Raw genomic sequence first — 25,516 nt, forward strand, 5'->3', positions numbered from 1 at the left:
AACGGCCCTAAAAAACGAATGCCGGGCATGCCCGGCATTGACGAACGCGCCCGACGCGACGGTCAGCCCTCCTCCAGCCGCCATGCCTGCGGCGCGCGCCGCGGATCGTAAGCCTCGGGCGCCAGGGGTTCCAACGGAAAGAGCGGCCGCTCGCGGCGCCGGAAATCGAAGAGCGACCAGTCCGAACTGGTCACGCCCGGACTGTCGCACTCGACCAGCGCCGACGATATGGGCACGAACACGGGCCGGCAGTACATGCGCGACTTGACCAGGATGTAGCGCGCCTCGGCGGGCTCGAGCCCGACGCTGCGGAACACGCCCAGGTCCCAGGGCTCGTGGGTGCGCTCGGTGACGACCAGCCGGGCCGCGCCGATGTCCAGCACGGCGCTGCGCCCCATGCAGGCAAGCTGCCCCGTATAGGTGGGGCCGGTAATGCGGTATTCCCCGTTAGTGAGCGCGCGCACCGTGCCGCGCAGCACGACCGGACGCGCCGGCCGGCCGATGGATTCGATGGGCCGCTTGTTGCCGACCGGCAGCTCCACCTGCGCGCCCACGCCGGCGCGCGCGAGCGCGGCCACGGCTTCGGGATCGCAGTACAGCCCGGCCTGGATGCCTTCCAGGCCGGCATCGAGCGCGGCCATCAGCACGTCCATGGTGTCGCAGGTGCCGCCGCTCATGCAGTTGTCGCCATGGTCGAGCAGGAGCACCGGCTTGTCCGCGCCGCGCGCCAGTTCCCGCGCGCGGGCCAGCGATTGCGCAAGCGGCTCGCTGTGGTAGAGAAAGCCCTCCCTGCGCGCCCAGATCGCCGCGGCCATGTCGCCTGCGATGCGCTCGGCTTCTTCGCGGCTGCCGTCGGCCACCACCACCACGCTGAGGCAGGGGTGGGGAATGTCGGCCAGCCCGAAGCCCGCCAGCACCGACACGCCCAGCGCGCCGTCGGCCTCGGCCCGCCGCGCGGCCTCGACTGCCTCGCGCATGGCGCCTTCGTCCGTATTGCTGCGCAGGGTGTGCGAAACCAGGGGCAGGCGGCGCCAGGCCATGACGGGGCGGATGCGGCGGTCCATGGCCGCGAAGAGCAGCCGGCCGGCGTGCTCGCCGGTTTCGTACATGTCCACGTGGGGATAGGTCTTGAAGCTGACGATGACGTCGGCGTTGGCGATCATTTTGGCCGTGACGTTGCCGTGCAGGTCCAGCGCCACCGCGATGGGCGCGCCGGGCGCGGCCCGGCGCACGCGCTCCAGCAGGTCGCCCTCCCCGTCGTCCGTGCCTTCCACCGCCATGGCGCCGTGCAGGTCGAGCAGGATGGCGTCGCACCCGGGCGCGGCCGAGACGATGCGGTCGCAGATCGCCGCATAGGCGTCGGCCGCCACGCGGCCACTGGGATAGGCGGTGGCCGAGACGGGCGTCACCAGCTCTGCTCCGCGCGCCTCGGCAAGGTCGATGAAGGCCGACATGGCGGTGCGCTTGCCATGGTTCTCGGCATACGCGTCGGCGCCATACGTCGGGCCGGCCAGGCCGAAAGCGGAAAGCGGCGTGGGCACCGGCGAAAACGTGTTCGTCTCGTGGTTCATGCGCGCGATGAGGACTTTCATGCCCGGGCCTCCTCGGCGGCCTCGACGCGGCCGCAGCAGCGCAGCATGGCATGCAGCAGCACGTTGCAGCCGGCCTCCAGGTGCTCGGGCCGGGCGTCTTCGATCTCGTTGTGGCTGATGCCGTCCTTGCAGGGTACGAAGATCATGGCCGTGGGCGCGACGCGCGCCATGTAGACGGCGTCGTGCCCCGCGCCGCTGATGATGTCCAGCGAGTCCAGGCCCAGCGACGCCGCACCGTCGCGCACCGCCTGCACCAGCGCGGCGTCGAAGGGCTGGGGCGCGAAATAGACCACTTCCTTGCACGACACTTCGAAGGCGCCGCCCTGCTCCAGCTCGCCGCAGGCGCGGGCCAGCGCGCGCGCCATGCCGTCGAGCGTGGCGTCGTCGGCCGCGCGCAGGTCCACCGTGAGCGATACGCGGCCGGGAATGACGTTGCGCGAATTCGGAAAGACGTCCAGGCAGCCCACCGTGCCGCGCCCGTGGGGCGCGTGGTCTTGCGCAATCCGGTTCACGGCGCGCACCAGGTCGGAGGCCGCGAGCAGCGCGTCGCGGCGCAGGGCCATGGGCGTGGGTCCGGCATGCGCCTCCTGGCCGGTGATGACCACGTCGTACCAGCGCTGGCCCAGCGCCCCCGCCACCGCGCCGATGACGATGTCCTCGGATTCCAGGATGGGGCCCTGTTCGATGTGGGCCTCGAAGTACGCGGCGGCCGCGCGGCCGCCCACGGGCTCGGCGCCGTCGTAGCCGATGGCCCGCAGCGCCTCGGCCACGGATACGCCGTCGCGGTCGCGCGCGGCCAGGGCGTGTTCCAGCGTGAAGGCGCGGGCGTGTACCCCGGACCCCATCATCACGGGCACGAAGCGCGAGCCTTCCTCGTTGGTCCAGACCACCACCTCGATGGGCGCCTCGGTGCGCAGGCCGCGGTCGCACAGCGTGCGCAGGACCTCGATGCCGGCCAGCACGCCGTAGTTGCCGTCGAACTTGCCGCCGGTGGGCTGGGTGTCGATGTGGCTGCCGGTCATGACGGGCGGCAGGTCCTCGCGCATGCCCGCGCGGCGCATGAAGATGTTGCCGATGGCGTCCACGCGCACGGAGCAGCCCAGTTCGCGCGCCCACGCGGTGACGCGGTCGCGCGCCTGGCGGTCCAGGTCGGTGAGCGCCAGCCGGCACACCCCGCCCTTGTCCGTCGCCCCGATGCGGGCCAGGTCCATCAGCGACTGCCACAGCCGGCCGCCATCGACGCGCAGCGCGCGCACGGCCTCCAAAGTCGTCAGCTCCATGCCGTTTCCTCTCCGTCTTGCGGGCGCGGCGGGGCCAGGGCGCGTGGATGCGCCCTAGACGCCCACGCCCAGATACCTGTCCTTGACGTTCTCGTCGGCGAGGAATGCCTCGTTGCCGCCCTCGTAGACGATGACGCCCTGCTCGATGATGAAATGCCGGTCCGCAAGCTGCGTGCAAACCTCGAGGTTCTGCTCCACCAGCAGGATGGATACGCCCGCCTGCTTGATGAGCCGGATCTGCGCCACGATTTCCTCCACGATGACCGGCGCCAGCCCTTCCACGGGCTCGTCCAGCATGAGCACGCGCGGGTGGTTCATGAGCGCCCGGCCGATGGCCAGCATCTGCTGCTCGCCGCCCGAAAGCTGGCCGCCGCCGTTGCGCCGCCGCTCTTTCAGGCGCGGGAAAATGCGGTAGATGTCGTCCAGTTGCCAGGGCGAATCGCGGCGCATGCCCAGCCTGAGGTTTTCCTCCACCGTGAGCAGCTTGAAGATGCCGCGGTGCTCGGGCACCAGGCACACCCCCAGCCCGGCCACCTTGTGCGCCGGCAGCCCGGCGATGTCGCGCCCGCCGTAGCGCACCGCGCCCTGGCGCGGCGCGATCACGCCGGCGATGGTCTTGAGCGTGGTGGACTTGCCCGCGCCGTTGCGCCCCAGCAGTGTCACCACCGAGCCTTGCGGCACCGAGAGCGAGACGCCCTGGAGTATGTGGCTCTTGCCGTAGTAGCTGTGTATGGCGTCGACCTGCAGCAGCGTCATTGGCGTCCTCCGGTGATCATGTTGCCGAGATAGGCCGTGCGCACCCGCTCGTCGTCGCGGATGGCGCGCGGGGGCCCTTCCACCAGCACCCTGCCCTGCTGCATGACCGTGACGGTGTCGGAGATGTCCATGACGATGCCCATGTTGTGCTCGATGAGCACCACGGTATGGTCCTCGCGCAGGCTGCGGATCAGCTGCTTCATCTCGTCCAGGTCGTCCACGCCCATGCCCGAGGTGGGTTCGTCGAGGAAGATGGCGCGCGGCTGGGCCGCCAGGGCCATGCCGACTTCCAGCCGGCGCTGCTGGCCGTGCGAGAGCGCGCCCGCCGCGGTGCCGGCCTGGCGCGCCAGGCCCAGGCGCTCGAGCGCGGCGTCCACGATGCCGGCGAGCGCGCGCGGGCCCGAAGGCGGGCGCCAGCAATCGTAGGCCCCGGCGGGCTGCGCCCCCTGCGCGGCCAGGCGCAGGTTCTCGCGCACCGACAGATTGGCGAACAGGCTGGTGACCTGGAACGATCTGGCGATGCCGCGCTGCACGCGCTGGTAGTCCGCTTCGTGGGTGACGTCGATGCCGTCGAACACGATGCTGCCCTCGGAGGCGCGCAGCGTGCCCGTCAGGATATGGAACAGCGTGGTCTTGCCGGCCCCGTTGGGCCCGATGACCGAATGCACCGTGCCCGGCCGGACCGCCAGGTCCACCCCTTGCAGGGCCTGGAATTTGCCGAAGCGCTTGACGATGCCCCGGGCGCGCAGCAGCGGCCCGTTGTCCGAGGCGGTGCTCATGCGCGTTCCTCCTTGGCGGTCGGCGCGCGCGCTCCGCGCGCCGCGAGCCAGATGCGTTCGCCCAGCCCCCACAGCCCCTTCTGCATGAAAAGGCTTACCGCGATAAGCAGCAGGCCCAGCAGCATGAGCCAGCGCGGCCAGAGCGTGGAAAGCCAGTCCGAGAACAGCACATAGAAGGCCGCCCCCAGCAGCGACGCGAACAGGTTGCCCGTGCCGCCGATCACCGTCATGACGAGGATCATTTCGCTGGTGTGGTACTCGATGCTGGACAGCGGCGCGATGCCCGTCATGAGCGCGAGAAAGGCCCCGGCCAGCGCCGTGACCGCGCCCGAGAGGGCAAAGGCCGCGAGCTTGAAGCGGCGCACGTTGTAGCCCACCGCCATGGCGCGCGCCTCGTTGTCGCGGATGGCCAGCAGCGTGCGGCCGAACACCGATTCCGTCACGCGCAGCAGCAGCCAGAACACCGCCACGAAGCACACGGCAACGAAGGCGTAGAACTGCCAGGGCGAGGCCAGCGGCAGTTCGGCCAGGCCGGCCAGCGACAAGGGCGGGCGCGGCACGTCGAGCAGGCCGTTGTCGCCGCCCGTCAGGTCGGGCAGGCTGTAGGCCAGGAAGTAGAACATCTGCGAGAAGGCCAGCGTCAGCATGACGAAGTAGGTGCCGCGCTGGCGGATGGCGAACCAGCCCACGGCGGTCGCGGCCAGCGCGCCCATGGCCACCGCCGCCAGCAGCGCGAGCGGCATCGGCAAGGGCCAGCGCGTGAGCAGCAGGCCCGCCGTGTAGCTGCCCAGCCCGAAGAAAATGCCCTGGCCGAAGGACAGCAGGCCGGTAAAGCCCAGCAGCAGGTTGCAGCCCAGCACCGCGAGGGCGTAGATGAGCACTTCGGTCGCCAGGGACCCGGACTGGATGACCAGGGGCAGGCCGGCCGCCACGGCCACGGCCAGCGTCAGTTGGGCATGCGATTTCAGGCGCTTCATCAGCCTCTCCCCAGCAGTCCGTGCGGACGCAGCAGCAGCACCGCCGCCATCGCGACATAGATCATCAGGCGCGCGCCCTCGGGCCACAGCGTGCTCATCACGCTCTGCACCACGCCGATCAGCAGGCCCCCGGCCAGGGCCCCGCCGAAGCTGCCCATGCCGCCGATCACCACGATGACGAAAGCGATGCCCAGCGCCTCGATGCCCATGAAGGGCTCCACGCCCCGGATGGGCGCGGCCAGCACGCCGGCCAGCGCCGCCGTGGCCGCGCCCAGGGCGAAGATGAGGCTGAACATGCGGAAGACGTTGATGCCCAGCATGGAAACCATTTCCGTGGACTCGCTGCCGGCGCGCACCGCGCTGCCCAGCCGCGTGCCCTCGAGCACGTACCAGAGCGCCAGCGAGAACAGCGCGGTGAAGCCGATGACGAAGAGGCGGTACTTGGGATAGACGAAGCTGCCCCACATGACCACGCCCTGCAGCGAGGCGGGCACGGCGACGTTATCGCCGATAGGCCCCCACACCACGATGACGAGCTCCTGCAGCGCGAGCGCCAGGCCCACCGTGATGAGGATGTGGAACTCGTGCGCCTGCGCATACACGTGGCGCAGCAGCAGCTTCTCGGCGACCCACGCCAGCGCGCCCACCAGGGGCGGCACCAGGAGCAGCGCCAGCCAGAAGTTCAGGCCCCATTGCACCGCCTGGAAACAGAAATAGGCGCCGAGCAGGTAAAAGGCGCCGTGCGCGAAGTTCACGAAGCGCAACAAGCCGAAGACGATGGACAAGCCGACCGCCAGCAGGAAGTACAGCATGCCCACGCCGACGCCATTGACGACCTGGAGCAGATAAACGTTCATAGAAGAGCCGCGTGGGTTCCCGGAAAAATGCGCGGCGGCGCCCGCCGGGCGCCGCGCGGACGCTACAGTTTGCAGCCGGTTTGCGCGGGCGCCAGGAACGACTGCCCGGCATGGACGATCTCGGCGTAGTCGTCCTTGTCTTTCATGGCCTTTTTGGCCTTGCCCTTGAGCAGGTAATAGTTCTTCAGGACCTGGTGGTCTTCCTTGCGCAGGGTTTCGGCGCCGGTCAGGCCGTCGTAGGCCATGCCCTCCATCGCGGCAATGACCTTGGCCGGGTCGGGGCTGCCGGCCTTCTTGATGGCCTCCAGCAGGATGCGGGTGCAGATGTACGAGCCCGCCAGGCTGTAGTTGGGATTCCCGCGGGTCTTGTCGCGCGCCAGGGCGACCAGTTCCTTGTTCAGCGGCGAGTCGATGCCGTGCCAGTACTGCGCGCCGAAATACACGCCCTCGCACAGGTCGGCGCCCAGGCTCTCGAATTGCTCCAGGCCCGAGGCCCAGGCCACCAGTATGCTGCAATTCTGCTTCATGCCGAAGCTCACCGCCTGGCGCAGCGTGTCGGACGACTGGGAACCGAAGTTGAGGATGAGCAGCACGTCGGGCTTGGCGGCCATGGCATTGGTGAGATAGCCGCTGAACTCCTTCTCCGACAGCGAGTGGTAGCTGTTGCCCACGTGTTCGATGCCTTTTTCCTTGAAGATGTTCTTGGCGGCCGACAACAGGCCCTCGCCGAAGACGTACTGCGGGGTGATGGTGTACCAGCGCCTGGCGTTGGGCAGGCTTTCCAGCAGCGGGCGCACGGTCTGTTCGATGGCGCCGAAGGTGGGCACCGACCAGCGGAAGGTGGCGCGGTTGCAGTCCTTGCCGGTGATCTCGTCGGCGCCGGCCGTGGTAATGAATACGCCGCCGGCGCGCTCGACCTCCTTGCCCATGGCCAGCGACTCCGACGACAGGATGCCGCCCGCAAAGAACTTCACGCCCTTCTGCTGCGAGATTTCCTGGACCTTGCGCACGGCGGTGGCGGGCTTGCCCTCGGTGTCCAGCACCGTATAGGAAAGCGGCTGGCCGAGCACTTTGCCGTATTGCTCCAGCGCGAGCTTCATCCCCAGGTCGGCGTACTTGCCGTTGGCGGCAAACGGGCCCGACATGGGCACGGGGCAGGCAAAGGCGATGCCGCCGGACTGGGCGAAGGCGGAACGCGCGCTCCACAGCGCGCCGGGCAGCGCCGAAAGCGCGGCCATTTTCAAGAGATTGCGGCGATTCAAGTCTTTCTCCCTGGGGGGCCGCGCTGCGCGGCGTATTCGACAGGGCCCGCGCCGCAGGGGCGGCCGGACCGGCGAGGTCTGCTCCTAGCTCTTTCCGCAACTGCCACAGCTTATATATGGTGACCGCATACCGCTCTCCTATTTATCATGATAAATAGGATTGATATGATGATCCGGTCTGTACAAAGCCACTGTCAATAGCGGGGTCATCAGGTATAACCCGGGGTCTTGGGGAGGCCTCGTCCGCCGGCGCGGGCAACGCGGCGGCCCATGCGCGCGAGTCGAATCGGGAGAAGCGGGATGGAATTCAAGATGCAGGACGCCTTCGAGGGCGAGAGCCTTCCGCAGCCCAAGCGCAGCGACCTGGTGGCCGAGGAGATCAAGCGCCTCATTACGGCGAAGAACCTGCGTCCGGGCGACCGCCTGCCCCGCGAAAGCGAACTGCAGAGCATGTTCTCGGTGAGCAAGAGCACCATGCGCGAAGCCCTGAAGTCGCTGGAGGTGCAGGGGCTGGTGAAAGTCAGCACCGGCCCGGGCGGCGGCGGCAGGGTGGTGGAGGTGCCGCTGCACCGCACCTTCCAGCTCATGCAGAACTACCTGTTTTTCAAGGAAGTGAGCATCGAGGACATCTACCAGGTGCGCAAGCTGCTGGAGCCGGAGCTGGCCGCCAGCGCGGTGCCCCACCTCACGGAGGCGCAGTTCGCGGCGCTGGAGCACAACATCGCGTGCTGCGATCCGGCGGCCGAGCGCATGGAGGATTCGCTGATCCAGCGCCAGGAGGAAATGAGCTTCCATGACATCCTGGCCGCCGCCTGCCCCAACCCGTTCCTGAGATTCAGCTGCGAGATGATCAATGAAATGATCCGGCAGCTCACGGTGTACGACAATGACATGCCGCTGGCTGCCCAGCAGCGCTTCGGCGCGGCCAACACGCAGTTCCACCGCGACATCCTGAAGGCTGCCCGGGCCCGCGACGCCGAAGCCGTGCGCAGGCTCATGGAAGACCACATGCGGGACGCCATGCGCTCGGTGACGCGCATGCACGGCAAGATCGAGGGCCGCCTCATCCTGGATTCGGAAATCTCGCGCCGCGGCCTGGCCCGCAAGGCGCGCCGCGCCGGCCGCGGCAAAGGCGGCTGAAGTCCGGGCGAGCGGCGCGCCGGCGTGCGCGCGCAACATCGGCGCGGGCTTTTCTTGGCAAAACGGACCGGACGCATCGCCCGCTGACGGAACTTTGACACGCCCGTGCAACTCTTATATAAGACATAAGAGTCGGTGGCGCGGCCGGACCGTCTCCCATAGAATGACAAAACGGCCAAAACGCCACAAAATGCCTGCTTTACGCGGACAAACACCACGGAGTCCATCATGCCGCACAACACCCTCGATACTCTCAAGAATTTCAAGATCGGCAATAAGTCCTGTCAGTTCTATTCGCTGCCGGCGCTGGGCAAGGCGCTGGGCGTGGATGTGCAGCGGCTGCCGGTATCCATCCGCATCGTCCTGGAGTCGGTGCTGCGCAACTGCGATGGCAAGAAGGTTACCGAGGAACACGTCCGGCAACTGGCCAACTGGCAGCCCAACGCCAAGCGCGAAGACGAGATTCCCTTCGTGGTGGCCCGCGTCGTGCTGCAGGATTTCACCGGCGTGCCGCTGCTGGCCGACATCGCCGCCATGCGCTCGGTGGCAGACAAGATGGGCAAGAGCCCCAAGAGCATCGAGCCGCTGGTGCCGGTGGACCTGGTGGTGGACCACTCGGTCATGATCGACTACTTCGGCACCAAGAACGCCCTGGACCTCAACATGAAGCTGGAATTCAAGCGCAACCAGGAGCGCTACCAGTTCATGAAATGGGGCATGCAGGCCTTCGACACCTTCGGCGTGGTGCCCCCGGGCTTCGGCATCGTCCACCAGGTGAACCTCGAATACCTGGCCCGCGGCGTGCACTACGACAAGAAGAACAACGTCCATTACCCCGATTCGCTGGTGGGCACCGACAGCCACACCACGATGATCAACGGCATCGGCGTGGTGGGCTGGGGCGTGGGCGGCATCGAGGCCGAGGCCGGCATGCTGGGCCAGCCGGTCTACTTCCTGACGCCCGACGTGGTGGGCGTGGAACTCAAGGGCCAGCTGCGCGGCGGCGTCACCGCCACCGACCTGGTGCTCACCATCACCGAAATGCTGCGCCGCGAAAAAGTGGTGGGCAAGTTCGTGGAATTCTGCGGCGAAGGCACGGCCAGCCTGTCGGTGGCCGAACGCGCCACCATCGGCAACATGGCGCCCGAATACGGCGCCACCATGGGCTTCTTCCCGGTGGACGAGCGCACCATCGACTACTTCCGCGGCACCGGCCGCACCGAGGCCGAGATCGCCGCCTTCGAAGCCTACTTCAAGGCACAGAAGATGTTCGGCGTGCCGCGCGCCTCCGACATCAACTACACCAAGCTGCTGACGCTGGATCTCTCCACCGTCGCGCCCTCGCTGGCCGGCCCCAAGCGTCCCCAGGACCGCATCGAGATCGGCAACGTCAAGAGCACGTTCATCGACCTGTTCTCCAGGCCCATTGCCGAGAACGGCTTCAACCAGCCCGCCGAGAAGCTGGAGCAGACCTTCACCACCAGCGCCGGCACCAAGCTCAAGAACGGCGACATCCTCATCGCGGCCATCACCTCCTGCACCAACACGTCCAACCCCAGCGTGCTGCTGGCGGCCGGCCTGCTGGCCAAGAAGGCGGTGCAAGCCGGCCTCAAGGTGCCCAAGCACATCAAGACCTCGCTGGCGCCCGGATCGCGCGTCGTGACCGAATACCTGACCAAGACGGGCCTGCTGCCCTACCTGGAAAAACTGGGCTTCGACGTAGCCGCCTACGGCTGCACCACCTGCATCGGCAACGCCGGCGACCTGTCGCCCGACCTCAACGAAGCCATCATCAACAACAACCTGGTGTGCGCGGCGGTGCTCTCGGGCAACCGCAACTTCGAGGCGCGCATCCACCCGAACATCAAGGCGAACTTCCTGGCCTCGCCGCCGCTGGTTGTGGCCTATGCGCTGGCCGGCACCATCACGCGCGACCTCATGACCGAGCCCGTGGGCAAGGGCAAGAACGGCGACGTCTGGCTGGGCGACATCTGGCCCTCCACCGAAGAAGTCAACGCCCTGCTCAAGTACGCGCTGGATCCCAAGGCCTTCGAGGCCAACTACGGCCAGGTCAAGAGCAACCCGGGCAAGCTCTGGGAGAACATCAAGGGCGTCAAGGGCGACACCTACAACTGGCCCGATTCGACCTACATCGCGGAACCGCCCTTCTTCCAGGATTTCTCCATGACGCCGGGCGCCATGCCCACCGTCAAGGGCGCACGCGCGCTGGGCATCTTCGGCGACTCGGTCACCACCGACCACATCTCGCCGGCCGGCTCCATCAAGGAAACCTCGCCCGCGGGCAAGTGGCTGAAAGAGCATGGCGTCATGAAGGCCGACTTCAACAGCTACGGCTCGCGGCGCGGCAACCACGAGATCATGATGCGCGGCACCTTCGCCAACGTGCGCATCAAGAACCTCATGATCCCGCCGCTGCCCGACGGCAGCCGCTTCGAGGGCGGCGAGACCCTCTTCCAGCCCACGGGCGAACAGATGTCCATCTATGACGCCGCCATGAAGTACGTGGCGCAGGGCACGCCCACCGTGGTCTTCGGCGGCGAAGAGTACGGCACCGGCTCCTCGCGCGACTGGGCGGCCAAGGGCACCCAGCTCCTGGGCGTGAAAGCCGTCATCGCCCGCAGCTTCGAGCGCATCCACCGCAGCAACCTGGTGGGCATGGGCGTGCTGCCCCTGCAGTTCAAGGGCGCGGACAGCGTGCAGTCGCTGGGCATCACGGGCGAGGAAACCTTCGACATCTCGGGCCTGGAAAACGGCATCAAGCCCATGCAGGACGTGACCCTCACGATCACCCGCAAGGACGGCTCCAGGCAGGACGTCACCCTCATGCTGCGCATCGACACGCCCATCGAGGTGGACTACTACGAGCACGGCGGCATCCTGCCTTTCGTGCTGCGCCAGCTACTGGCCGCCTGACCGGCCCGCGCGGGATCCCGGCCCCCGCCCGGCTCCCGCGCCGGCTCCAGCATGCGCAAAGCGCCGCTCCCGCCCAGGCGGAAGCGGCGCTTTGCATTTGGCCGGGCGTTGCTGGCCGGCCCGTATTGGGCCGGCCCGTATTAGGCCGGCCCAATACGGGCCACCGATGCCGGACGGGTCAGTCCGCGAACTGGTAGGCGTCCATGGCCAGCGCAGCGTACGCGACTTCGTCGTTCAAGCGGGTCGCACGCGGACCGCCCGCGCCCAGGGCGACGTAAAACGGCATGAGGTGGTCGTCGTGGGGATGGGCCCGCGCGGCGCCGGGCGCCCTGGCCCGCCAGTCCAGCAGCGCCTGCAGGTTGCCCTCGGCCAGGTTGCGCGCGTACCAATCCTGGAAAGGCGGCACGTAGGCGGCCGGCGGCGCGTCCTGCGGCATGCGCACGTCGCGCAGGTTGTGCGTCAGCGAGCCGGACCCGATGATCAGCACGTCTTCGTCGCGCAGGGGCGCGAGCGCCCGGCCCAGCTCGGCCTGCCCGGCCGCGTCGCGGCCCATGTCCAGCGACAACTGCACCACCGGCACGTCCGCCCCGGGATACAGGTAGCGCAGCGGCACCCAGGCGCCGTGGTCCAGCGGCCGGCGCGGATCGAAATCGGCGCGCAGGCCCTGCTGCGCGAGCAGGTCCCGCACGCGCCCGGCCAGCCCGGGCGAGCCCGGCGCGGCATATTGCAATGTATACAGCTCGGGCGGAAAGCCGCCGAAATCGTGCCAGGCCACTTGCTCGCCGCGCGTGGACAGGGCGAGTCCCTGCCCCATCCAGTGCGGCGACACCACCAGGATGGCGGCCGGCTTGCGGCCCTGCGCGCGGCTCCAGCCCGCCAGGGCCGGGCCGGTCCGGCCGGGCTCGACGGCCAGCATGGGAGATCCGTGCGAAACAAACAACGTGGGCCAGCGCATGGCGCTCTCCTTTCATTCAACAAGGCGGAAATTGTCGCGCTTGCCATTCAAGCAATAAACCACATATTTATCCATAAACTATTGCCGGAATAGGTTTAATATGGCGCGCCACAGCCGCGCGCGCGGGCAGGCAGGCCCTGACTGGCCGCGGGCGTTAAACTAGACCGTTGCACAATCTGAGACGCATCCCGAAGTCATGGCCCGATCCCGCAGTTCGTCCTCTCCCCGCCTAAGCCGCGAAGCCGCCCGCCTGGTTGCCCTTGCCGAGGCCCTGAACCGTTCGGGCAGCCGGGTGGAAGATGTGTACTGGGAAAACCTGCTGGGCGAGGCGATTCCCAGGCTCCTGAAGGCAGGCCAGGACGGCCCGCTGGAGGCGGCGCTGGACCACCTGGCCCAGAAAGACGTGGGCGCCTACGAGGTGCTGATCGAGCAGGCGGAAACCCTGTCCGAGTCCATGAAGCTCGAAAAGAACGGGGTGCGCTACGACCTGCTGCTGCTGGTGGCCCCGATTGCCGCCTGGACCCGTTACGCCATCCCGGCCAACGCCATTCCCGCCCCGGCGCAGCAGGCCATCGTGGCGCAATTGCACGGCCACGTGCTGGCCGCCGACACGCGCGTGGCCATGCTGCCCTGGCTGGTGAGCGTGGACCAGATGCCGCGCACCTTTTCCGAGACCTGGCAATGGCTGCAACGGCTGGGCTCGCACGCGCTGGGCGCGGAAACCGCCAAGCCGGCGCTCAATACCGAGGGGGAAGTCGCCAACATGCTGGCCGACACCCGCTACATCGTGGCGGCCGTGGCCGTGCCGGAAGGCGCACCCATCTTCCGCTGGCAGGAGCGCCCCGGCGAGGCCGACGCCAGCCGCGACGCCTGCCTGCAGCAATGGTCCGCCCAGGTCCAGCCCACCGTGGCCGGCCTGCTGCCGGGCTGCGGGTTCGAGATGCTGCTGCCCGACGCCTACTACGTGAGCAACCGCGAGGCCGACCGGCGCGTGCGCCCGCTGTCGCTGCGCGCCGCCGTGAGCTGGCTCGAAGGCGCCGTCAACCTGGAGCCCTCCCAACTGCGCGCGGTGGTGGCCGGCTGCGGCGAGGAACGCATCGACGAATACCGCATCGGCTTCACGGCCCGCAACAGCAACGACGTGTACTACGGCTGCGTCTGGCCCGTGTACGGGCGCGAGGAAGACCCGCCGGCCGACGAAGGCATGCCCGACGTGGTGGACGACATCGCCGCCCTGCTCAAGGAACTGGGCGTGAGCGAAGTGCGCCGTATTCCCGGCGTGCTGCCGCCCGAATTCTGCGAGGACTGCGGCGCGCCGTACTTCCCCAATCCGCTGGGCGAGCTGGTGCACGCGGAGCTGCCGGAAGACGCCGAAGCCGCCCCCGCCCACTTCCATTAAGAACCGGGGCCCGCTCCCATGAAGGCCGACATCTTCTGCCGGGTGGTCGACAACTACGGCGACATCGGCGTGTGCTGGCGGCTGGCCCGCCGGCTGGCGCACGGCATCGGCTGGCAGGTGCGGCTGTGGGTGGACGACCTGGCGAGCTTCGCGCGCATCCAGCAGGACGTGGATCCGCAGGCCTCGCGGCAAGCCGTGCAAGGCGTGGACATTGTCCGCTGGACCGAAACCCCGGCCGGCGACCTGGCGCCCGGCGATGTGGTCATCGAAACCTTTGCCTGCGATCCGCCCGCCGCTTTCGTGGAAGCCATGAGGCGCTCGCACCCGGTGTGGATCAACCTGGAGTATCTCAGCGCCGAGCCCTGGGTGGAAACCTGCCACGGCCTGCCTTCGCAGCGGCCCGACGGGCTGGTGAAGCATTTTTTCTTTCCCGGCTTCACCGACGCCACCGGCGGGCTGCTGCGCGAACCCGGGCTGTCGGCCGAGCGCGACGCCCTGCAGGCCAGCGCCGGACAGCAGGAAGACTTCCTGCGCGCCCTGGGCATCGCCGAAACCCATCTGGCCGCACGCCGGCAAGGCGGCCGCCTGGCGACGCTTTTCTGCTACCCGCAAGCGCCGCTCGCCGGGCTCGCGCAAGCGCTGGCGACCGATGCCCGCCCCACCCTGCTGCTCGCGCCCGAAGGCGTGGCCCCTGCACTGGAGGCGGCCTGCGCCGCGGCCGGCGGACCGGCGGCCGGCGGACCGGCGGTCGCCCGCGTGCCCTTCATGCCGCAGCCGGATTTCGACCGTCTGCTCTGGTGCTCGGACCTCAACTTCGTGCGGGGCGAAGACTCGTTCGTCCGCGCCGCCTGGGCGGCCCGGCCGCTCATCTGGCAGATCTATCCCCAGGACGAAAATGTGCATCTGGAAAAGCTCGACGCCTGGCTGGCGCGCTATCCGGCCCCGGAGGCGGCGCAGGCCCTGATGCGGGCCTGGAACCGCGCCGGCGCGCCCGACGACACCCGGGCCGCGCTGCAGGCGGCGCTGGCGCCGGCGGCATGGAACGCCTGGCTGGCCGCTGCCCGGCAATGGGACGCCGAACAGGCCTCGCGCCCCGATCTGGGGGACAGTTTGGCGGGTTTTTGCACAGAACTCGCCAAGAAACGCTAGAATAGAGAGTTTTCCGAGTTGTCCGTCCGGTTTGCGGCCGGGCCTCGAAATCATGACGCCTGCCGGGATGTGCATGAATCCGAAGACCCGGGGCGAGGCCGCGCAGGCCGCGCCCGGAACGCCGGAGTGTCCGATACGCCAGTCAGAGGCCCTCGGGCCCGAGGCCCGAAAGCGCTGAAGCGCCCGGGCCGCGGCAGCGGACCATGCTAGCGCGGCGAGTGCACCCATCACCCCCGGAGTTTTATCGATGAAAACCGCTCAGGAATTGCGAGTCGGCAACGTGGCCATGGTCGGCAAGGATCCGCTGGTCGTCCAGAAGGCCGAATACAACAAGTCGGGCCGCAACGCCGCTGTTGTGAAACTGAAGTTCAAGAACCTGCTGACGGGCGCCGCCAGCGAATCGGTCTACAAGGCCGACGAAAAGTTCGAAGTCGTGCAGCTCGACCGCAAGGAATGCACGTACTCGTACTTCGCCGACCCGATGTACGTCTTCATGGACGAAGAGTACAACCAGTACGAAATCGAAGCCGAAAGCATGGGCGATGCGCTGAACTACCTGGAAGAAGCCATGCCCGTGGAAGTGGTGTTCTACGACGGCCGCGCCATCTCGGTGGAACTGCCCACCGTCATCGTGCGCGAAATCACCTACACCGAGCCGGCCGTGCGCGGCGACACCTCGGGCAAGGTGCTCAAGCCGGCCAAGATCAACACCGGCTACGAACTGAACGTGCCGCTGTTCTGCGAAATCGGCGACAAGATCGAAATCGACACCCGCACGAACGAGTACCGCAGCCGCGTCAACTGATGCGCTGACCCGGTCCGCGACATGCGAAACGCCAGCCCTCGGGCTGGCGTTTTTCATTGCGCGGAAGCGGGCGGCGGCTATTGCAGCCGGTCGTCGTCGAAGAAGTCGGGCAGCGCCAGGACGTCGATGCCCTCTTCGGCCAGCGCTTCGCGCTCTTCGCGCGTGGCCGTGCCGCGTATGGGGCGGTCGTCGGCGTCGCCCTCGTGGATGCGCCGGGCTTCTTCGGCGAAGCGTGCGCCCACGTTCTCGGTGTTGCGCAGCAGCGCCCGCACCTGGCGCATGACGGCCGCCTGCAAGGCGGCCATTTTTTCGGCCTCGGTCGCCTGGGCGGGCACGGCCGGGCCCTGGGCGGGCGTTTCCGCATGCAAATGGGACACGTTCAGGCGCGGGGCCGAAAGCCGCTTGGTAATGGAAGCCGACGCACAGACGGGACACGTGACGAGGCCACGCGCCTGCTGCGCGTCGTAGTCTTCGTGCGAACCGAACCAGCCCTCGAAAACGTGGCCGTGGTCGCATTGGAGGTCGAAAACTTTGAGTGCCATGTCTTGATTATGGGGGAGAATGCCAAGAATACAAGGACCGCAAATCCGCGGCCCCGCCCCGGGCATCCTCCCCATGCCGCGGGGAAGGTCTAGCGGCCCGCCCGCCTGCCGGCGGCCTGCTCCACGCGCGCCTGCTGGGCGCGCAGGGCGTCGATCTGGCGCTGCAGGGCCCGCAACTGCTCGCGCGCGTCTTTCTGCTGCTCGGCCAGGGCGCTGGCGTCCTTGCGGGCCTGTTCCTGGCGGGCGGCCACCTGGGCTTCCTGCTCCAGGCGCAGGCTGCGGTCGGCCTGGAGCGTCTGCAGTTCGACGGTGCGCGCGGCGAGCTGCTTCTCGGCATGGGCGTACTCCGCCTGCAGCTTGATGCGGCGGATGTCGACTTCGGCCAGCTCGGCGGACCGCGCCGCGAAGGCGCGGTAGGCGGATTCGGCCTGCTGCTCGGACTTGGTCTTGAGCACACGCCAGAAGTCTTTCTGTTGGAAAAGCGCCACGTAGTAGGCCAGATCATCGGGCTTGAACAGCAGGCTCGCGCCATAGACGCCGTTATAGGTCGTGCGCAGTTCGGACACCTGGTGGCGCTGGATGAGATCCTGAAGCTCGGCCACGGTGGTGGACGGCCGGGACGCCGGCGGCGGCGCGGGCGGCGTCACCGGCGCGGCGGCCGCCTTGTCTTCGACCTGCTGGACGACGGGCCGGTCGGCTTCCTGCCGGGCGCTGGCGCAAGCGGCCAGCCCGGACAGCGCCGCGCCCAGCGCGGCGGCGCGCGCCGAAGCGCGCAGGTATCGGATGCTCATGCTTTCCCCAGAAAAAATTTTCGCAGAACTATAGCAATATATGGACGCCCCGGCGCATGCGACGGGGCCGGTTCAGAACGCCGCATCTTCGGTTTCGGCCTGGCCTTCGCCCAGGCGCAGTTTGCGCATTTTTTCCCACAACACCTTGCGGCTGATGCCCAGCGCGCTGGCGGTGTCCTGGCGGCGCCATTCATTGGCCTGCAGCGCCGCCAGCACGCGCTCGCGCTCGGCGCGCTCGGCCTCGGTCAAGGCGGGCGGCGGCGTCAGCGGGCCAAGCCGCTCGAATATCCTGCCGATGCGATCGGCGTCCCAGCCCCCCAACTGGCGCTGGATCACGGCTACCCGCTCCGCCACGTTGGAAAGCTCGCGCACGTTGCCGTCATAGCGGGTGGCGGCCACCCGCCGCAGCAGCCATTGCGGCGGATCGTCGCGCACGCCCAGCCGGTCGAGCAGCGCGCGGAAGATCAGCGCCTTCTCCTCGCCGCCGCGCTCCTCCAGGCTGGGAATGCGCAGTTCGATGACGGCCAGCCGGTAGTACAGGTCGGCCCGGAAATCGCCGCGCGCCACGAGCGTGCGCAGGTCCTTGTTGGTCGCCGCCACCAGGCGGAAATCCACGGGCACCTCGGCGGCCGAGCCCAGGCGGGTGACCACGCCCTGCTCCAGCACCCGCAACAGCTTGACCTGCTGGTAGGCGGGCAGATCGCCGATCTCGTCCAGGAACAGCGTGCCCCCGCTGGCCTGCTCGAAATAGCCCTTGTGAGCCCCGACCGCGCCGGTGAACGCGCCCTTGGCGTGGCCGAAGAAATGCGCCTCGAACAGCCCCTCGGGAATGGCGCCGCAGTTCACGGCCACGAACGGGCCGCCGGCCCAGTCTGCGCGCTCGTGCAACAGGCGCGCCACGCGTTCCTTGCCCACGCCCGTTTCGCCATGAACGAGCACGCTGCTGCGGCAATTGGCGTACATGTCGACCTCGGCGAGCAAGGCCCGCATGGGCGCCGACTCCGCCACCAGGGGCTGGTTGCGCCGCGGCTGCGCGCGCTCGAATCTTTCCAGTTCGCCCAGCAGCTCGAACAGCAGCTTGCGCAGTTCGGCCGCCGTGAATGCCGGCGGCAGGATATGCGAATACGCGGGCGGGAAATAGCGCGGATCGCGCCCGCGCGCCTCGGCCGCCACCCAGATCACAGGCAGCGCCTGCGCCGACAGCCAGTCGTAGCCGCTGAAGCGCTGGTCGCCCATGACCGATACGGACACCAGCGCCACCGCGGGCCGTCCCGGATCGCGCGGCGGCGGGAAGGCGGTGCCCGCGTCGGCGCGCATCAGCGTGGCGTCCAGGCCGACCAGGCAGCGCTCGGCGCGGGCGGCGATATCGGTAGCCCCTTCCCATACGTACACGTCGAACGCGTCGTGGGAGAATTTCTGGGTCATGTCACGCGCCCCCTCCGCGCGGAGTCTTTGCTTGCGTCATCAATACACCAGCCTCGGCCGGCCGCAGTCCACCGACAGCAGCGCGACATCGGTCTGGGCCACGTTCAGCCCGAGCGAATCCAGCACCTGCGCGAGCGCGCCCGACAGCGCGTCCAGCAGCGGGGTCAGCAGCGCGATCGCCACCGACACCACGCCCCCCACCTGTCCGGAGCCGTTCAGCACATAGGTGGACACCGCGCTCACCCGGCATTCGCGGATGGCGCCCGGCGCCACGAGCAGGCTGCACCCCAGGTCGGTGAGCGGCGCCAGCAGCACCGTGTTGAGCACATTGCCGACCACCTGCAGCGTGCCGCCCAGCACGCCGGCCAGGCCGCCGGCGACGATGCGCTGGCCGATCGCATCGAGCTGGCCCTGCGACCATTGGATATCGTTGACGATGGCTGAAACGGACCTGCCCGGATTCGAGCCTCCCCCGCCGACCAGGTTGCGCGCCAGCGCATCGCGCTGCGCGCCGGTCATGGGAGCGCCGGTCTGCGTGATGTCGCCCAGCAGGCCCACGACCAGCGTGTCCGCAAGGCCCGAGGCCAGGCCCGCCAGATCGATGGCGCTGGCGTTGACGGTCGCCGTGGACGGCGAAGCCGGCGGCGCCGACAGCGTGACGGGCACCGGCGCGGCGGAAGGAAACACCTCCAGCGTCACCTTGCTCGCGACCGGCATGCCCAGCACATTGAGCACGCGGTAGCGGTCGATGGCGCCGAAGCCGGCCTGCTGGCAGGCGTTGGAGGCGCTCAGAAAGCCGGCGGCCGACGCATTGCTGGACGAGGCCATGCCGGGAAAACGTCCCACGCACACGTTGGCCAGCGAGGCGGTCACGTCGATCGTGGCCTGGAGCGGCGCGGCGCAAAGCCCCGTCAGCGTGCCCGCCGACTGCGCCACGTCGATGACGATGGGCAGGTCGAGCTGCATGTTCGCCGTGGACGACAGCAGCCGTCCCACCAGCGGAATGTCCGAGGTATTCACGCGCAAATACACCCGCACGCCGGCGCTGACGGCCCGCGCGCCCACGCCACCCACGGCCAGCGCGGGCGGCTCCACCACGCGCGCCTGCGCCTGCAGGCCCAGCAGCGGCACATTCAGGCCCAGGTCGATCAGGTTGTCGCCGTTGGCCAGCACCAGGGCCGTCTCGATGACGTTGCGCGCATTCACGCGCGCCCGCAGCCCGGCCGCGGCATCGCCGCCGGAGAGGTCCAGGCCCAGCACGCCGCCGTCGCCGAACAGCCGGATGGGCCGGGTGAGCCCCGGAATCCGCAGCAGCTCGGTCACGGCGCCGCGCAGCAGCCCCGCCCCTGCCGTGGCCGTGTCGCCGCCCTTGTCTATCGCCGTGACCGTGGCCTGCAGCAGCGTGCCCAGGCTCAGGTTGTTCACCGCGGCAAGCTGCTCGGGCGTGCCCACGCCGCTGGCGACCGACAGCGGCAGGCCCAGCGCCTGCAGCAATCCCGAAGGCGTGATGTCGGCGCTGGCCGCGCCCGCCGCGTCCAGCACGTCGAGCTGCGCGGGCGTGGCCCCCGCCGTGGCAAGCAGTTGGGACAGCAGCCCGCCCTTCTCCAGCCGCAGCAGGCGCGAACCCACCGTGAACGCCGCGACGGGAGCGCTGCGCGTGGCGACGGCGGCCACCGACACGCGCGTGCCGTCGCCGAGCGCGCCGAAGAAGCTGGGCACGACATCGGCCAGCGTCCGGGCCACGACGACGCGCATGGCATTGGGCGGCTGGCCGTCGGCGGCGTCGAGCAGGTGCATGGCCGAAGCGTCCGCGCGCGCGGGATCCCAGACCTTGCATTGCACAGTAACGTCGTCCGCGGTGAAGGTATCGAACAGCGCGGGCAGGTTCGCCAGCGCGGCCCGGCGGCCGGCCTCGGCGGCGCGCGCGCAATCGCCGGCCTGGCCCATGCCCAGCACCTGCACGGCCGACAACGCGGCCAGGTCCGCCGCCTTCTGCATCTCGCGCCGCATGTAGAACGCATAGCCGAGCTGCGTGACAGCCAGCAGCAACAACCCCACGATCACCGCGAAGACCATGGCAATGGTGATGCCGCCGCGCTGGCGGCTGGCCCTGCGCGGTGCGGTTGCGGCGCGGGTTCTCATGCGACATTCCTTTCCGGGCTGGCACGTCCTAATTGGTATTGCGGGTGTCCACGCGCTTCTGGAACCATTCCGGCACGGGATGGGTGAAGCTCGCCAGATACCGGTCCCAGGCGGCGGTGGACACCGCGCCCAGCACGGGCAGCGCCGCCCCGGCGCGCCGCCCGTCGGCCTGGGCCGCGAGGAGGCCGCGCGTCACGTCGCCGAACTGCTCCTCGCGCGGCGCGCCTGGCGCAGGCTGGGGCGCAGGCAGCGGCGCCTGCGTCTGGCGCACCACCGGCCGGGCGGGCATGGCCGTCTCCGCGTCGCGGGCCGGCGCGGGCGCGGTGGGCGCCGGGCTGGCCGCGCCGGCCATGCCGCCGGTCAGCGGGGCCTGCGCCTGCGCGCGGGCCGCGCCAGCGGCCAGCCCGGCCGCGGCGGCAAGCGCCAGCGCCAGGCCGCGCACGGATCGCGGCGCGATCGGTCTGGAAGAACGGAAAGTCCGCATGGCTGCGCTCCTGTAAAAATGTTCAACGCCACATATTCAACGCGCGATCTTCAACGCACGATGGGCCCATTGCCCAGCCGGTCCATGAGCGGACTCATGATGGGCAGCCCCGGCGCCGGATCGCCCGCCGCCATCACCGGCCCGCCGGAAGGCGCGGCCGCCGTCTGGCGGCGGATCTCCTCCGCCAGGCTCAGCACCCGCAGGCGGGCCTCGCCGCTCAATTGCGCGCGCGCCATCAGCGACTGCGCGCGCCCGGTTTCGCCCTCCACCAGCAGGAGCACGGCCAGGTTGGCCTGCGCCTTGGCGCTGTCCGGCGCCAGCTCGGCGGCCTGGCCCAGCGGCACGCGGGCCCCGGCCGGATCGCCCGCGCGCAGCCGCGCAAAGCCCAGGTCGCCCAGGATGCCGGGGTCCATCGGCGAGAGCTGCGCCGCGCGCGCCAGATCGTCGGCCGCCTGCGCGTACTGGCCGCGCGCGCCGGCGATCAGCCCCAGCCCGTGCCAGCCTTGCGCCGCCTGCGGCGTGCCCAGCAGAGCGCGATAGGCCTGCTCGCTCTGCGCGACCTGCCCGGTCTGGCGCAGCGCTTCGGCGCGCATCGCGGCCACGCGCGCGTCGCTGCCGAACTGCCGCTGGAAGGCGTCGATATAGGCCAGCGAAGCGAAATAGCGTCCCTGGCGCTGCGTCTCGGAGATCATGGAGAGCATCATTTCCGGCGCGTCGGCCACGCGCCTGGCCTGCGCCGCCTCTTCCTTCTGCCGCGCGAGCGCCTGCTCCTGCTGCTGTTGCTGGATCAGCTGCCAGGCGGTTTCGACGTTATTGGTCTTGCAGCCGGCCAGCCCCGCCGCCATCGCCGCCATCGCCACGGCGGCCAGCCCGAGCCGGGCCGCGCAGCGCCTGCATCCGTTCTTGTTCGGCATCACATTCCTCCCAGGCGCGACAGGCCGCGCGCCACGGCAATGAATCCGGCCCCGCCGGTCACGATGAGCAGCGCGGGCAGCAGGGTCACGATCATGACTCCGGTCATTTTCACGGTGGTCTTGCCGACCTTCTCCTTGAGCTCCATGCGCCGCTTCTCGCGCAGGCGCTCGCCGAACCGCTGCAACGGCTCCTGGACGGCGCCCCCGTGCTGGTCCACCTGCGCGATCAGCCGGCAGATGGCGGAAATGTCGTCGTTGCCGAAGCCGCCGGCCAGCCTGGCCAGCGACTGCTCGCGCGTGCGTCCGCGCGCATACAGCCCGGCCGCCAGCCGGAACTCGTCGGTCAGCACCGGCAGCACATGCGCGAACTCCGTCACCAGAACCTGCAGGCTCTGGTCCACCGACAGCCCCACGCCTTGCAGCAGGCGCAGCAGGTCGATGAACATGGGCAGTTCTTCGGCCGCCTCGCGGCGGCGCCGCGCAACGCGGCGCCGCACGATCCATTTGGGCAGCATGCAGCCCAGGCAGAACGCCACGAAAGCCGCCGCGACCACGCCCGCGGGGCCGTGGCCCAGTCCGCGCCCCAGGCCGAACGCCACGGCCGCTGCCGGCAGCAGCAATGCCAGCGCGGCGCGCGCGGCCACGAAGCGGGCGCGCGCGATCGGCGGGCTGGCATAGCCCGCCAGGTCCAGCAGCTTGCGGTCTTCCGCCGCCAGCAATGCCTCGGCGTAGCGGCCCGTGCTCAGGCGCTTGCCGAACGCATCGGCGGCGCGCGCCGCGAACGCCAGCCTCCCGCCGCCGCCCGCGCTGCCGGCGGTGTCCGGGGCCGCCCGGCGGCTGCGCGCCGCCAGCGCGTCGTCCACGAGCTGGCGGGTCCGGTCCTGCTCCCGCAGCCGGCGGAACAGGGACGCCGCCAGGACCAGGAGCGCGGCCGCCGCCAGCAGCAGCGCCAGGCCCAGCAGCGTCGCGGGAGATAGGTGCGCTATCGCGGCCATGGTTTCCCTTTCCCCTAGATTCCCCTGACCATGCGGTACAGCCAGTACGAACCGCCGATCTGCAGGCAGATAGCGATGACCAGCATCCGGAAACCGGCCGGATCCCGCCACAGGCCCATGAAAAGATCGTTGTTGGCCGCCATGATGAAAGCGCCCACGGCCAGCGGCAGCAAGGCCAGTATCCACGCCGACATGCGGATCTCGGCCGAGCTCGCCGACAGCTCGCTGCGGGCCTGGCCGACATCGCGCATGAAGGCCGCGATGCGCTCCAGCACCTGGTCGCTGCGGCCGCCGAAACGCTGGGCGATGGAAACCACGGAAGCCACCACGTACAGCTCTTTCATGCCGTACATGCGCGACACGTGGACCAGCGCCTCGTCCAGCTCCCAGGCGGAGCGGCTCAGGCCGGCCGCGGTGGCCACGACTTCGCGCAACGGCGTTTCGGCCGCCTCGGCCGCCGTCTGGAAAGCCGACGCCATGCTGTTGCCGATGGTGACCAGCCGCACCACGTTGTCCAGGAAGGCCGGAAGCTGCGCGGCCATGCGCCGCATGCGCTTCTCGCCCTTGAGCCAGAGCGTGAAATACGCCGCGACCGACAAGGCGACCAGCGCCACCGCGCCGGACAGCGGTCCCAGCAGCAGCCAGGCCAGCAGCGTGCCGGCGGCAACCGGCGCGGCCAGCCTGCCGTAGAACGCCGGGCTCTGGCGTACGCCCGCGCACAGCAGCAGCCTGTCCCATCCCGCCAGGCCCGAGCGCATCGGACGCGCATTCCGCGCGAACGGCGTGGTCCCTTCCGCGGACGCGGCGCCCGGATTCAGCCGCTTTTCGAGAAAGGCCGAGCTGGCCTCGCGGCGCGCGCGCTGTTGCGCGTGCCGCCACAGCAGCAGCGCGGCGAGCATCGAGACGAGGGCCAGGCCGCCCAGCACGTAAGCCAGCATCGTCATCGCCTCCGGCTCCAGAATCCGCCTCCGCCGCCGTCTTCGGGCCCGTCCGCGGCCGCGCCGTCCGGCTTGCGCGGCTCGGTGCGCAAGCGGGCCAGCTTGGGCGTGTGCGGATGTATGCCCAGCCATTTCCAGCGGTCTTTCTCTTCGCCTTCGGGACAGACATAGGCTTCGTGCCGGTACAGCTCCTGCGTCGAGATGACGTTGTCGCCCATGCCCGTGACCTCGGTCACCGACAGCACGCGGCGCTTGCCGTTGGACAGGCGCCCGATCTGCACGATGAAATCCAGGGCGCTGGCGATCTGGCGCCGCAGGCTGTCTTCGCTGCCCTGGAAACCGGCAAAGCCGGCCAGCATTTCGATGCGGTAGAGGCATTCGCGCGGGGAATTGGCGTGTATGGTGGCCATGGAGCCTTCGTGGCCGGTATTCATGGCCTGCAGCATGTCCATCACTTCGGCGCCGCGGACTTCCCCCACCACCACGCGGTCCGGACGCATGCGCAGGCTGTTGCGGATCAGGTCGCGGATGCTGACGGCGCCGGCGCCGTCGAAGCCGCCCTGCCGGGCCTCCAGCCGCACCACGTGCGGATGATTCAGCGACAGTTCGGCCGTGTCTTCCACCGTCACCACGCGCTCGGTTTCGGGTATGAAGAAGGCCAGCGCGTTGAGCAGCGAGGTCTTGCCCGAACTGGTGCCGCCGGAAACGAGGATGTTGCAGCGGTTGCGCACGGCCTCGCTGAGCAGCCGGTGGATTTCCCCATCGAAGGTGCCGAGGGCGAGCAGGTCGGCGGGCTTGAGCGGATCCTGGCGGAACTTGCGGATCGACACCATGGGCCCGTCGACGGCCAGCGGCTCGATCACGACGTTGAGGCGCCCGCCGTCCGGCAGGCGCGCGTCGACCATGGGGCAGGACTCGTCCAGCCGGCGGCCGATGGGCGCGAGGATGCGCCGGACGATGCGCAGCACGTGCTGGTTGTCGGTGAAGTGCAGGCTCTCGCGCGCCAGCACGCCCCGCCGCGAGACGAACACGTTGTCGTAGCCGTTGATGAGTATGTCCTCGACCGACGCGTCGGCCAGGAGATCCTCTAGCGGCCCCAGTCCGGCCAGTTCCTTGGTGAGCGCCTCGGCGATGTCGCGCACCTCGCCTTCGTTGACGGGCAGGCGCCTCAACCGCACGAAGCTGGCCACCTCGATGTCGACGAACTCCTGGATGGCCGACCGGGTCCAGCGGCCGAACTCCGCCCCCAGCTCTTCGATGCGCGAGAGCAGGTGCTCGTACGCGGCGCCCTTGACCTCGTGATAGCGGGCCGATGCGTGCGCGCCGCCTCCCTCGTCGCCGAACTCGATGGTGCCTGTCATGATCATGTCCGTCTGCCGTCCGTCGTTTGCCCGTGCCGC

At 69.2% G+C, this 25,516-nt stretch carries 22 protein-coding genes; 5 read left to right on the forward strand and 17 right to left on the reverse strand.

Annotation, left to right across the window (positions count from 1 at the left end):
* Positions 1-62: 62 nt before the first annotated feature.
* The 7 genes from NGJ44_RS12915 to NGJ44_RS12945 all read right to left on the reverse strand — a co-directional run bounded on the left by NGJ44_RS12915 (position 63) and on the right by NGJ44_RS12945 (position 7,503).
* Positions 63-1,592: a M81 family metallopeptidase gene (locus NGJ44_RS12915; RefSeq protein ID WP_251864166.1), complete on the reverse strand. Its 1,530-nt coding sequence runs from the start codon at positions 1,590-1,592 to the stop codon at positions 63-65.
* Positions 1,589-2,872 carry a Zn-dependent hydrolase gene (locus NGJ44_RS12920; RefSeq protein WP_053246370.1) on the reverse strand — a complete coding sequence of 428 codons (1,284 nt, stop codon included), beginning with the start codon at positions 2,870-2,872 and terminating at the stop codon, positions 1,589-1,591. The genes NGJ44_RS12915 and NGJ44_RS12920 overlap by 4 nt, the downstream gene beginning before the upstream one ends.
* Positions 2,873-2,926: 54 nt before the next feature.
* Entirely contained in the window at positions 2,927-3,628 is a 702-nt protein-coding gene (locus tag NGJ44_RS12925) for an ABC transporter ATP-binding protein (RefSeq protein ID WP_053246369.1), read from the reverse strand.
* A complete protein-coding gene (locus NGJ44_RS12930) occupies positions 3,625-4,407 on the reverse strand; it encodes an ABC transporter ATP-binding protein (protein WP_251864167.1) in 783 nt (260 codons plus the stop codon). Before NGJ44_RS12930 ends, NGJ44_RS12925 begins: the two co-directional genes overlap by 4 nt.
* Positions 4,404-5,384 carry a branched-chain amino acid ABC transporter permease gene (locus NGJ44_RS12935; RefSeq protein WP_251864168.1) on the reverse strand — a complete coding sequence of 327 codons (981 nt, stop codon included), beginning with the start codon at positions 5,382-5,384 and terminating at the stop codon, positions 4,404-4,406. The genes NGJ44_RS12930 and NGJ44_RS12935 overlap by 4 nt, the downstream gene beginning before the upstream one ends.
* A complete protein-coding gene (locus tag NGJ44_RS12940; RefSeq protein ID WP_251864169.1) occupies positions 5,384-6,241 on the reverse strand; it encodes a branched-chain amino acid ABC transporter permease in 858 nt (285 codons plus the stop codon). The genes NGJ44_RS12935 and NGJ44_RS12940 overlap by 1 nt, the downstream gene beginning before the upstream one ends.
* Positions 6,242-6,303: 62 nt before the next feature.
* A complete protein-coding gene (locus NGJ44_RS12945) occupies positions 6,304-7,503 on the reverse strand; it encodes an ABC transporter substrate-binding protein (protein ID WP_251864170.1) in 1,200 nt (399 codons plus the stop codon).
* Between the two features lie 300 nt (positions 7,504-7,803).
* Between NGJ44_RS12945 and NGJ44_RS12950 the strand changes: the two genes are divergently transcribed.
* Both NGJ44_RS12950 and acnA read left to right on the forward strand, forming a co-directional pair.
* Positions 7,804-8,643, forward strand: coding sequence for a FadR/GntR family transcriptional regulator (locus tag NGJ44_RS12950; protein ID WP_235490224.1), 840 nt, complete (start codon positions 7,804-7,806; stop codon positions 8,641-8,643).
* A 228-nt stretch (positions 8,644-8,871) separates the two neighbouring features.
* Positions 8,872-11,577 carry an aconitate hydratase AcnA gene (gene acnA, locus NGJ44_RS12955; RefSeq protein WP_251864171.1) on the forward strand — a complete coding sequence of 902 codons (2,706 nt, stop codon included), beginning with the start codon at positions 8,872-8,874 and terminating at the stop codon, positions 11,575-11,577.
* A gap of 178 nt (positions 11,578-11,755) precedes the next feature.
* Here the strand turns inward: acnA and NGJ44_RS12960 are convergent, their stop codons facing one another.
* Entirely contained in the window at positions 11,756-12,532 is a 777-nt protein-coding gene (locus tag NGJ44_RS12960; protein ID WP_251864172.1) for a DODA-type extradiol aromatic ring-opening family dioxygenase, read from the reverse strand.
* 196 nt (positions 12,533-12,728) lie between these two features.
* On the opposite strand from NGJ44_RS12960, the gene NGJ44_RS12965 reads away from it, so the two are divergent.
* The 3 genes from NGJ44_RS12965 (at position 12,729) to efp (ending at position 15,885) form a co-directional block, all read left to right on the forward strand.
* Entirely contained in the window at positions 12,729-13,931 is a 1,203-nt protein-coding gene (locus NGJ44_RS12965) for a DUF2863 family protein (protein WP_251864173.1), read from the forward strand.
* Positions 13,932-13,949: 18 nt separating this feature from the next.
* A complete protein-coding gene (gene earP / locus NGJ44_RS12970) occupies positions 13,950-15,080 on the forward strand; it encodes an elongation factor P maturation arginine rhamnosyltransferase EarP (protein WP_251864174.1) in 1,131 nt (376 codons plus the stop codon).
* 247 nt (positions 15,081-15,327) lie between these two features.
* Positions 15,328-15,885 carry an elongation factor P gene (gene efp, locus NGJ44_RS12975; protein ID WP_053246347.1) on the forward strand — a complete coding sequence of 186 codons (558 nt, stop codon included), beginning with the start codon at positions 15,328-15,330 and terminating at the stop codon, positions 15,883-15,885.
* A gap of 77 nt (positions 15,886-15,962) precedes the next feature.
* On the opposite strand, the gene NGJ44_RS12980 is transcribed toward efp, so the two are convergent.
* The 9 genes from NGJ44_RS12980 to NGJ44_RS13020 all read right to left on the reverse strand — a co-directional run bounded on the left by NGJ44_RS12980 (position 15,963) and on the right by NGJ44_RS13020 (position 25,483).
* Entirely contained in the window at positions 15,963-16,427 is a 465-nt protein-coding gene (locus NGJ44_RS12980) for a DUF1178 family protein (protein WP_251864175.1), read from the reverse strand.
* 89 nt (positions 16,428-16,516) lie between these two features.
* Complete coding sequence (locus NGJ44_RS12985; RefSeq protein ID WP_251864176.1) at positions 16,517-17,218, reverse strand: DUF2968 domain-containing protein; 702 nt, start codon at positions 17,216-17,218, stop codon at positions 16,517-16,519.
* A gap of 72 nt (positions 17,219-17,290) precedes the next feature.
* Positions 17,291-18,643, reverse strand: coding sequence for a sigma 54-interacting transcriptional regulator (locus NGJ44_RS12990; protein WP_251864177.1), 1,353 nt, complete (start codon positions 18,641-18,643; stop codon positions 17,291-17,293).
* A 39-nt stretch (positions 18,644-18,682) separates the two neighbouring features.
* On the reverse strand, positions 18,683-20,785 hold the full coding sequence (locus tag NGJ44_RS12995) for a pilus assembly protein TadG-related protein (RefSeq protein ID WP_251864178.1): 2,103 nt from the start codon (positions 20,783-20,785) through the stop codon (positions 18,683-18,685).
* Between the two features lie 28 nt (positions 20,786-20,813).
* Complete coding sequence (locus NGJ44_RS13000) at positions 20,814-21,269, reverse strand: DUF3613 domain-containing protein (protein ID WP_251864180.1); 456 nt, start codon at positions 21,267-21,269, stop codon at positions 20,814-20,816.
* Positions 21,270-21,319: 50 nt separating this feature from the next.
* The gene (locus tag NGJ44_RS13005) at positions 21,320-22,183 is read right to left on the reverse strand and encodes a tetratricopeptide repeat protein (RefSeq protein ID WP_251864181.1); all 864 of its coding nucleotides are present in this window, start codon (positions 22,181-22,183) and stop codon (positions 21,320-21,322) included.
* Entirely contained in the window at positions 22,183-23,178 is a 996-nt protein-coding gene (locus NGJ44_RS13010) for a type II secretion system F family protein (RefSeq protein ID WP_251864182.1), read from the reverse strand. The genes NGJ44_RS13005 and NGJ44_RS13010 overlap by 1 nt, the downstream gene beginning before the upstream one ends.
* A gap of 14 nt (positions 23,179-23,192) precedes the next feature.
* On the reverse strand, positions 23,193-24,122 hold the full coding sequence (locus tag NGJ44_RS13015; RefSeq protein WP_251864183.1) for a type II secretion system F family protein: 930 nt from the start codon (positions 24,120-24,122) through the stop codon (positions 23,193-23,195).
* The gene (locus tag NGJ44_RS13020; protein ID WP_251864184.1) at positions 24,119-25,483 is read right to left on the reverse strand and encodes a TadA family conjugal transfer-associated ATPase; all 1,365 of its coding nucleotides are present in this window, start codon (positions 25,481-25,483) and stop codon (positions 24,119-24,121) included. The genes NGJ44_RS13015 and NGJ44_RS13020 overlap by 4 nt, the downstream gene beginning before the upstream one ends.
* Positions 25,484-25,516: the final 33 nt, after the last annotated feature.

The organism is Achromobacter sp. Marseille-Q4962 (assembly GCF_943737005.1).
Classification (GTDB): domain Bacteria; phylum Pseudomonadota; class Gammaproteobacteria; order Burkholderiales; family Burkholderiaceae_B; genus Achromobacter.

Excerpts from the sequence above, each read along its gene's own strand:
- NGJ44_RS13000 (WP_251864180.1), bottom strand. The coding sequence starts at position 21,269 with ATGCGGACTTTCCGTTCTTCCAGACCGATCGCGCCGCGATCCGTGCGC.
- NGJ44_RS12985 (WP_251864176.1), bottom strand. The coding sequence starts at position 17,218 with ATGAGCATCCGATACCTGCGCGCTTCGGCGCGCGCCGCCGCGCTGGGC.
- NGJ44_RS12950 (WP_235490224.1), top strand. The coding sequence starts at position 7,804 with ATGGAATTCAAGATGCAGGACGCCTTCGAGGGCGAGAGCCTTCCGCAG.
- NGJ44_RS12915 (WP_251864166.1), bottom strand. The coding sequence starts at position 1,592 with ATGAAAGTCCTCATCGCGCGCATGAACCACGAGACGAACACGTTTTCG.
- NGJ44_RS12995 (WP_251864178.1), bottom strand. The coding sequence starts at position 20,785 with ATGAGAACCCGCGCCGCAACCGCACCGCGCAGGGCCAGCCGCCAGCGC.
- acnA (WP_251864171.1), top strand. The coding sequence starts at position 8,872 with ATGCCGCACAACACCCTCGATACTCTCAAGAATTTCAAGATCGGCAAT.
- NGJ44_RS12940 (WP_251864169.1), bottom strand. The coding sequence starts at position 6,241 with ATGAACGTTTATCTGCTCCAGGTCGTCAATGGCGTCGGCGTGGGCATG.
- NGJ44_RS12960 (WP_251864172.1), bottom strand. The coding sequence starts at position 12,532 with ATGCGCTGGCCCACGTTGTTTGTTTCGCACGGATCTCCCATGCTGGCC.
- efp (WP_053246347.1), top strand. The coding sequence starts at position 15,328 with ATGAAAACCGCTCAGGAATTGCGAGTCGGCAACGTGGCCATGGTCGGC.
- NGJ44_RS13010 (WP_251864182.1), bottom strand. The coding sequence starts at position 23,178 with ATGGCCGCGATAGCGCACCTATCTCCCGCGACGCTGCTGGGCCTGGCG.
- NGJ44_RS13015 (WP_251864183.1), bottom strand. The coding sequence starts at position 24,122 with ATGACGATGCTGGCTTACGTGCTGGGCGGCCTGGCCCTCGTCTCGATG.
- NGJ44_RS12935 (WP_251864168.1), bottom strand. The coding sequence starts at position 5,384 with ATGAAGCGCCTGAAATCGCATGCCCAACTGACGCTGGCCGTGGCCGTG.
- NGJ44_RS12980 (WP_251864175.1), bottom strand. The coding sequence starts at position 16,427 with ATGGCACTCAAAGTTTTCGACCTCCAATGCGACCACGGCCACGTTTTC.
- NGJ44_RS12965 (WP_251864173.1), top strand. The coding sequence starts at position 12,729 with ATGGCCCGATCCCGCAGTTCGTCCTCTCCCCGCCTAAGCCGCGAAGCC.
- NGJ44_RS12920 (WP_053246370.1), bottom strand. The coding sequence starts at position 2,872 with ATGGAGCTGACGACTTTGGAGGCCGTGCGCGCGCTGCGCGTCGATGGC.
- NGJ44_RS12925 (WP_053246369.1), bottom strand. The coding sequence starts at position 3,628 with ATGACGCTGCTGCAGGTCGACGCCATACACAGCTACTACGGCAAGAGC.
- NGJ44_RS13020 (WP_251864184.1), bottom strand. The coding sequence starts at position 25,483 with ATGATCATGACAGGCACCATCGAGTTCGGCGACGAGGGAGGCGGCGCG.
- earP (WP_251864174.1), top strand. The coding sequence starts at position 13,950 with ATGAAGGCCGACATCTTCTGCCGGGTGGTCGACAACTACGGCGACATC.
- NGJ44_RS12930 (WP_251864167.1), bottom strand. The coding sequence starts at position 4,407 with ATGAGCACCGCCTCGGACAACGGGCCGCTGCTGCGCGCCCGGGGCATC.
- NGJ44_RS13005 (WP_251864181.1), bottom strand. The coding sequence starts at position 22,183 with ATGCCGAACAAGAACGGATGCAGGCGCTGCGCGGCCCGGCTCGGGCTG.
- NGJ44_RS12990 (WP_251864177.1), bottom strand. The coding sequence starts at position 18,643 with ATGACCCAGAAATTCTCCCACGACGCGTTCGACGTGTACGTATGGGAA.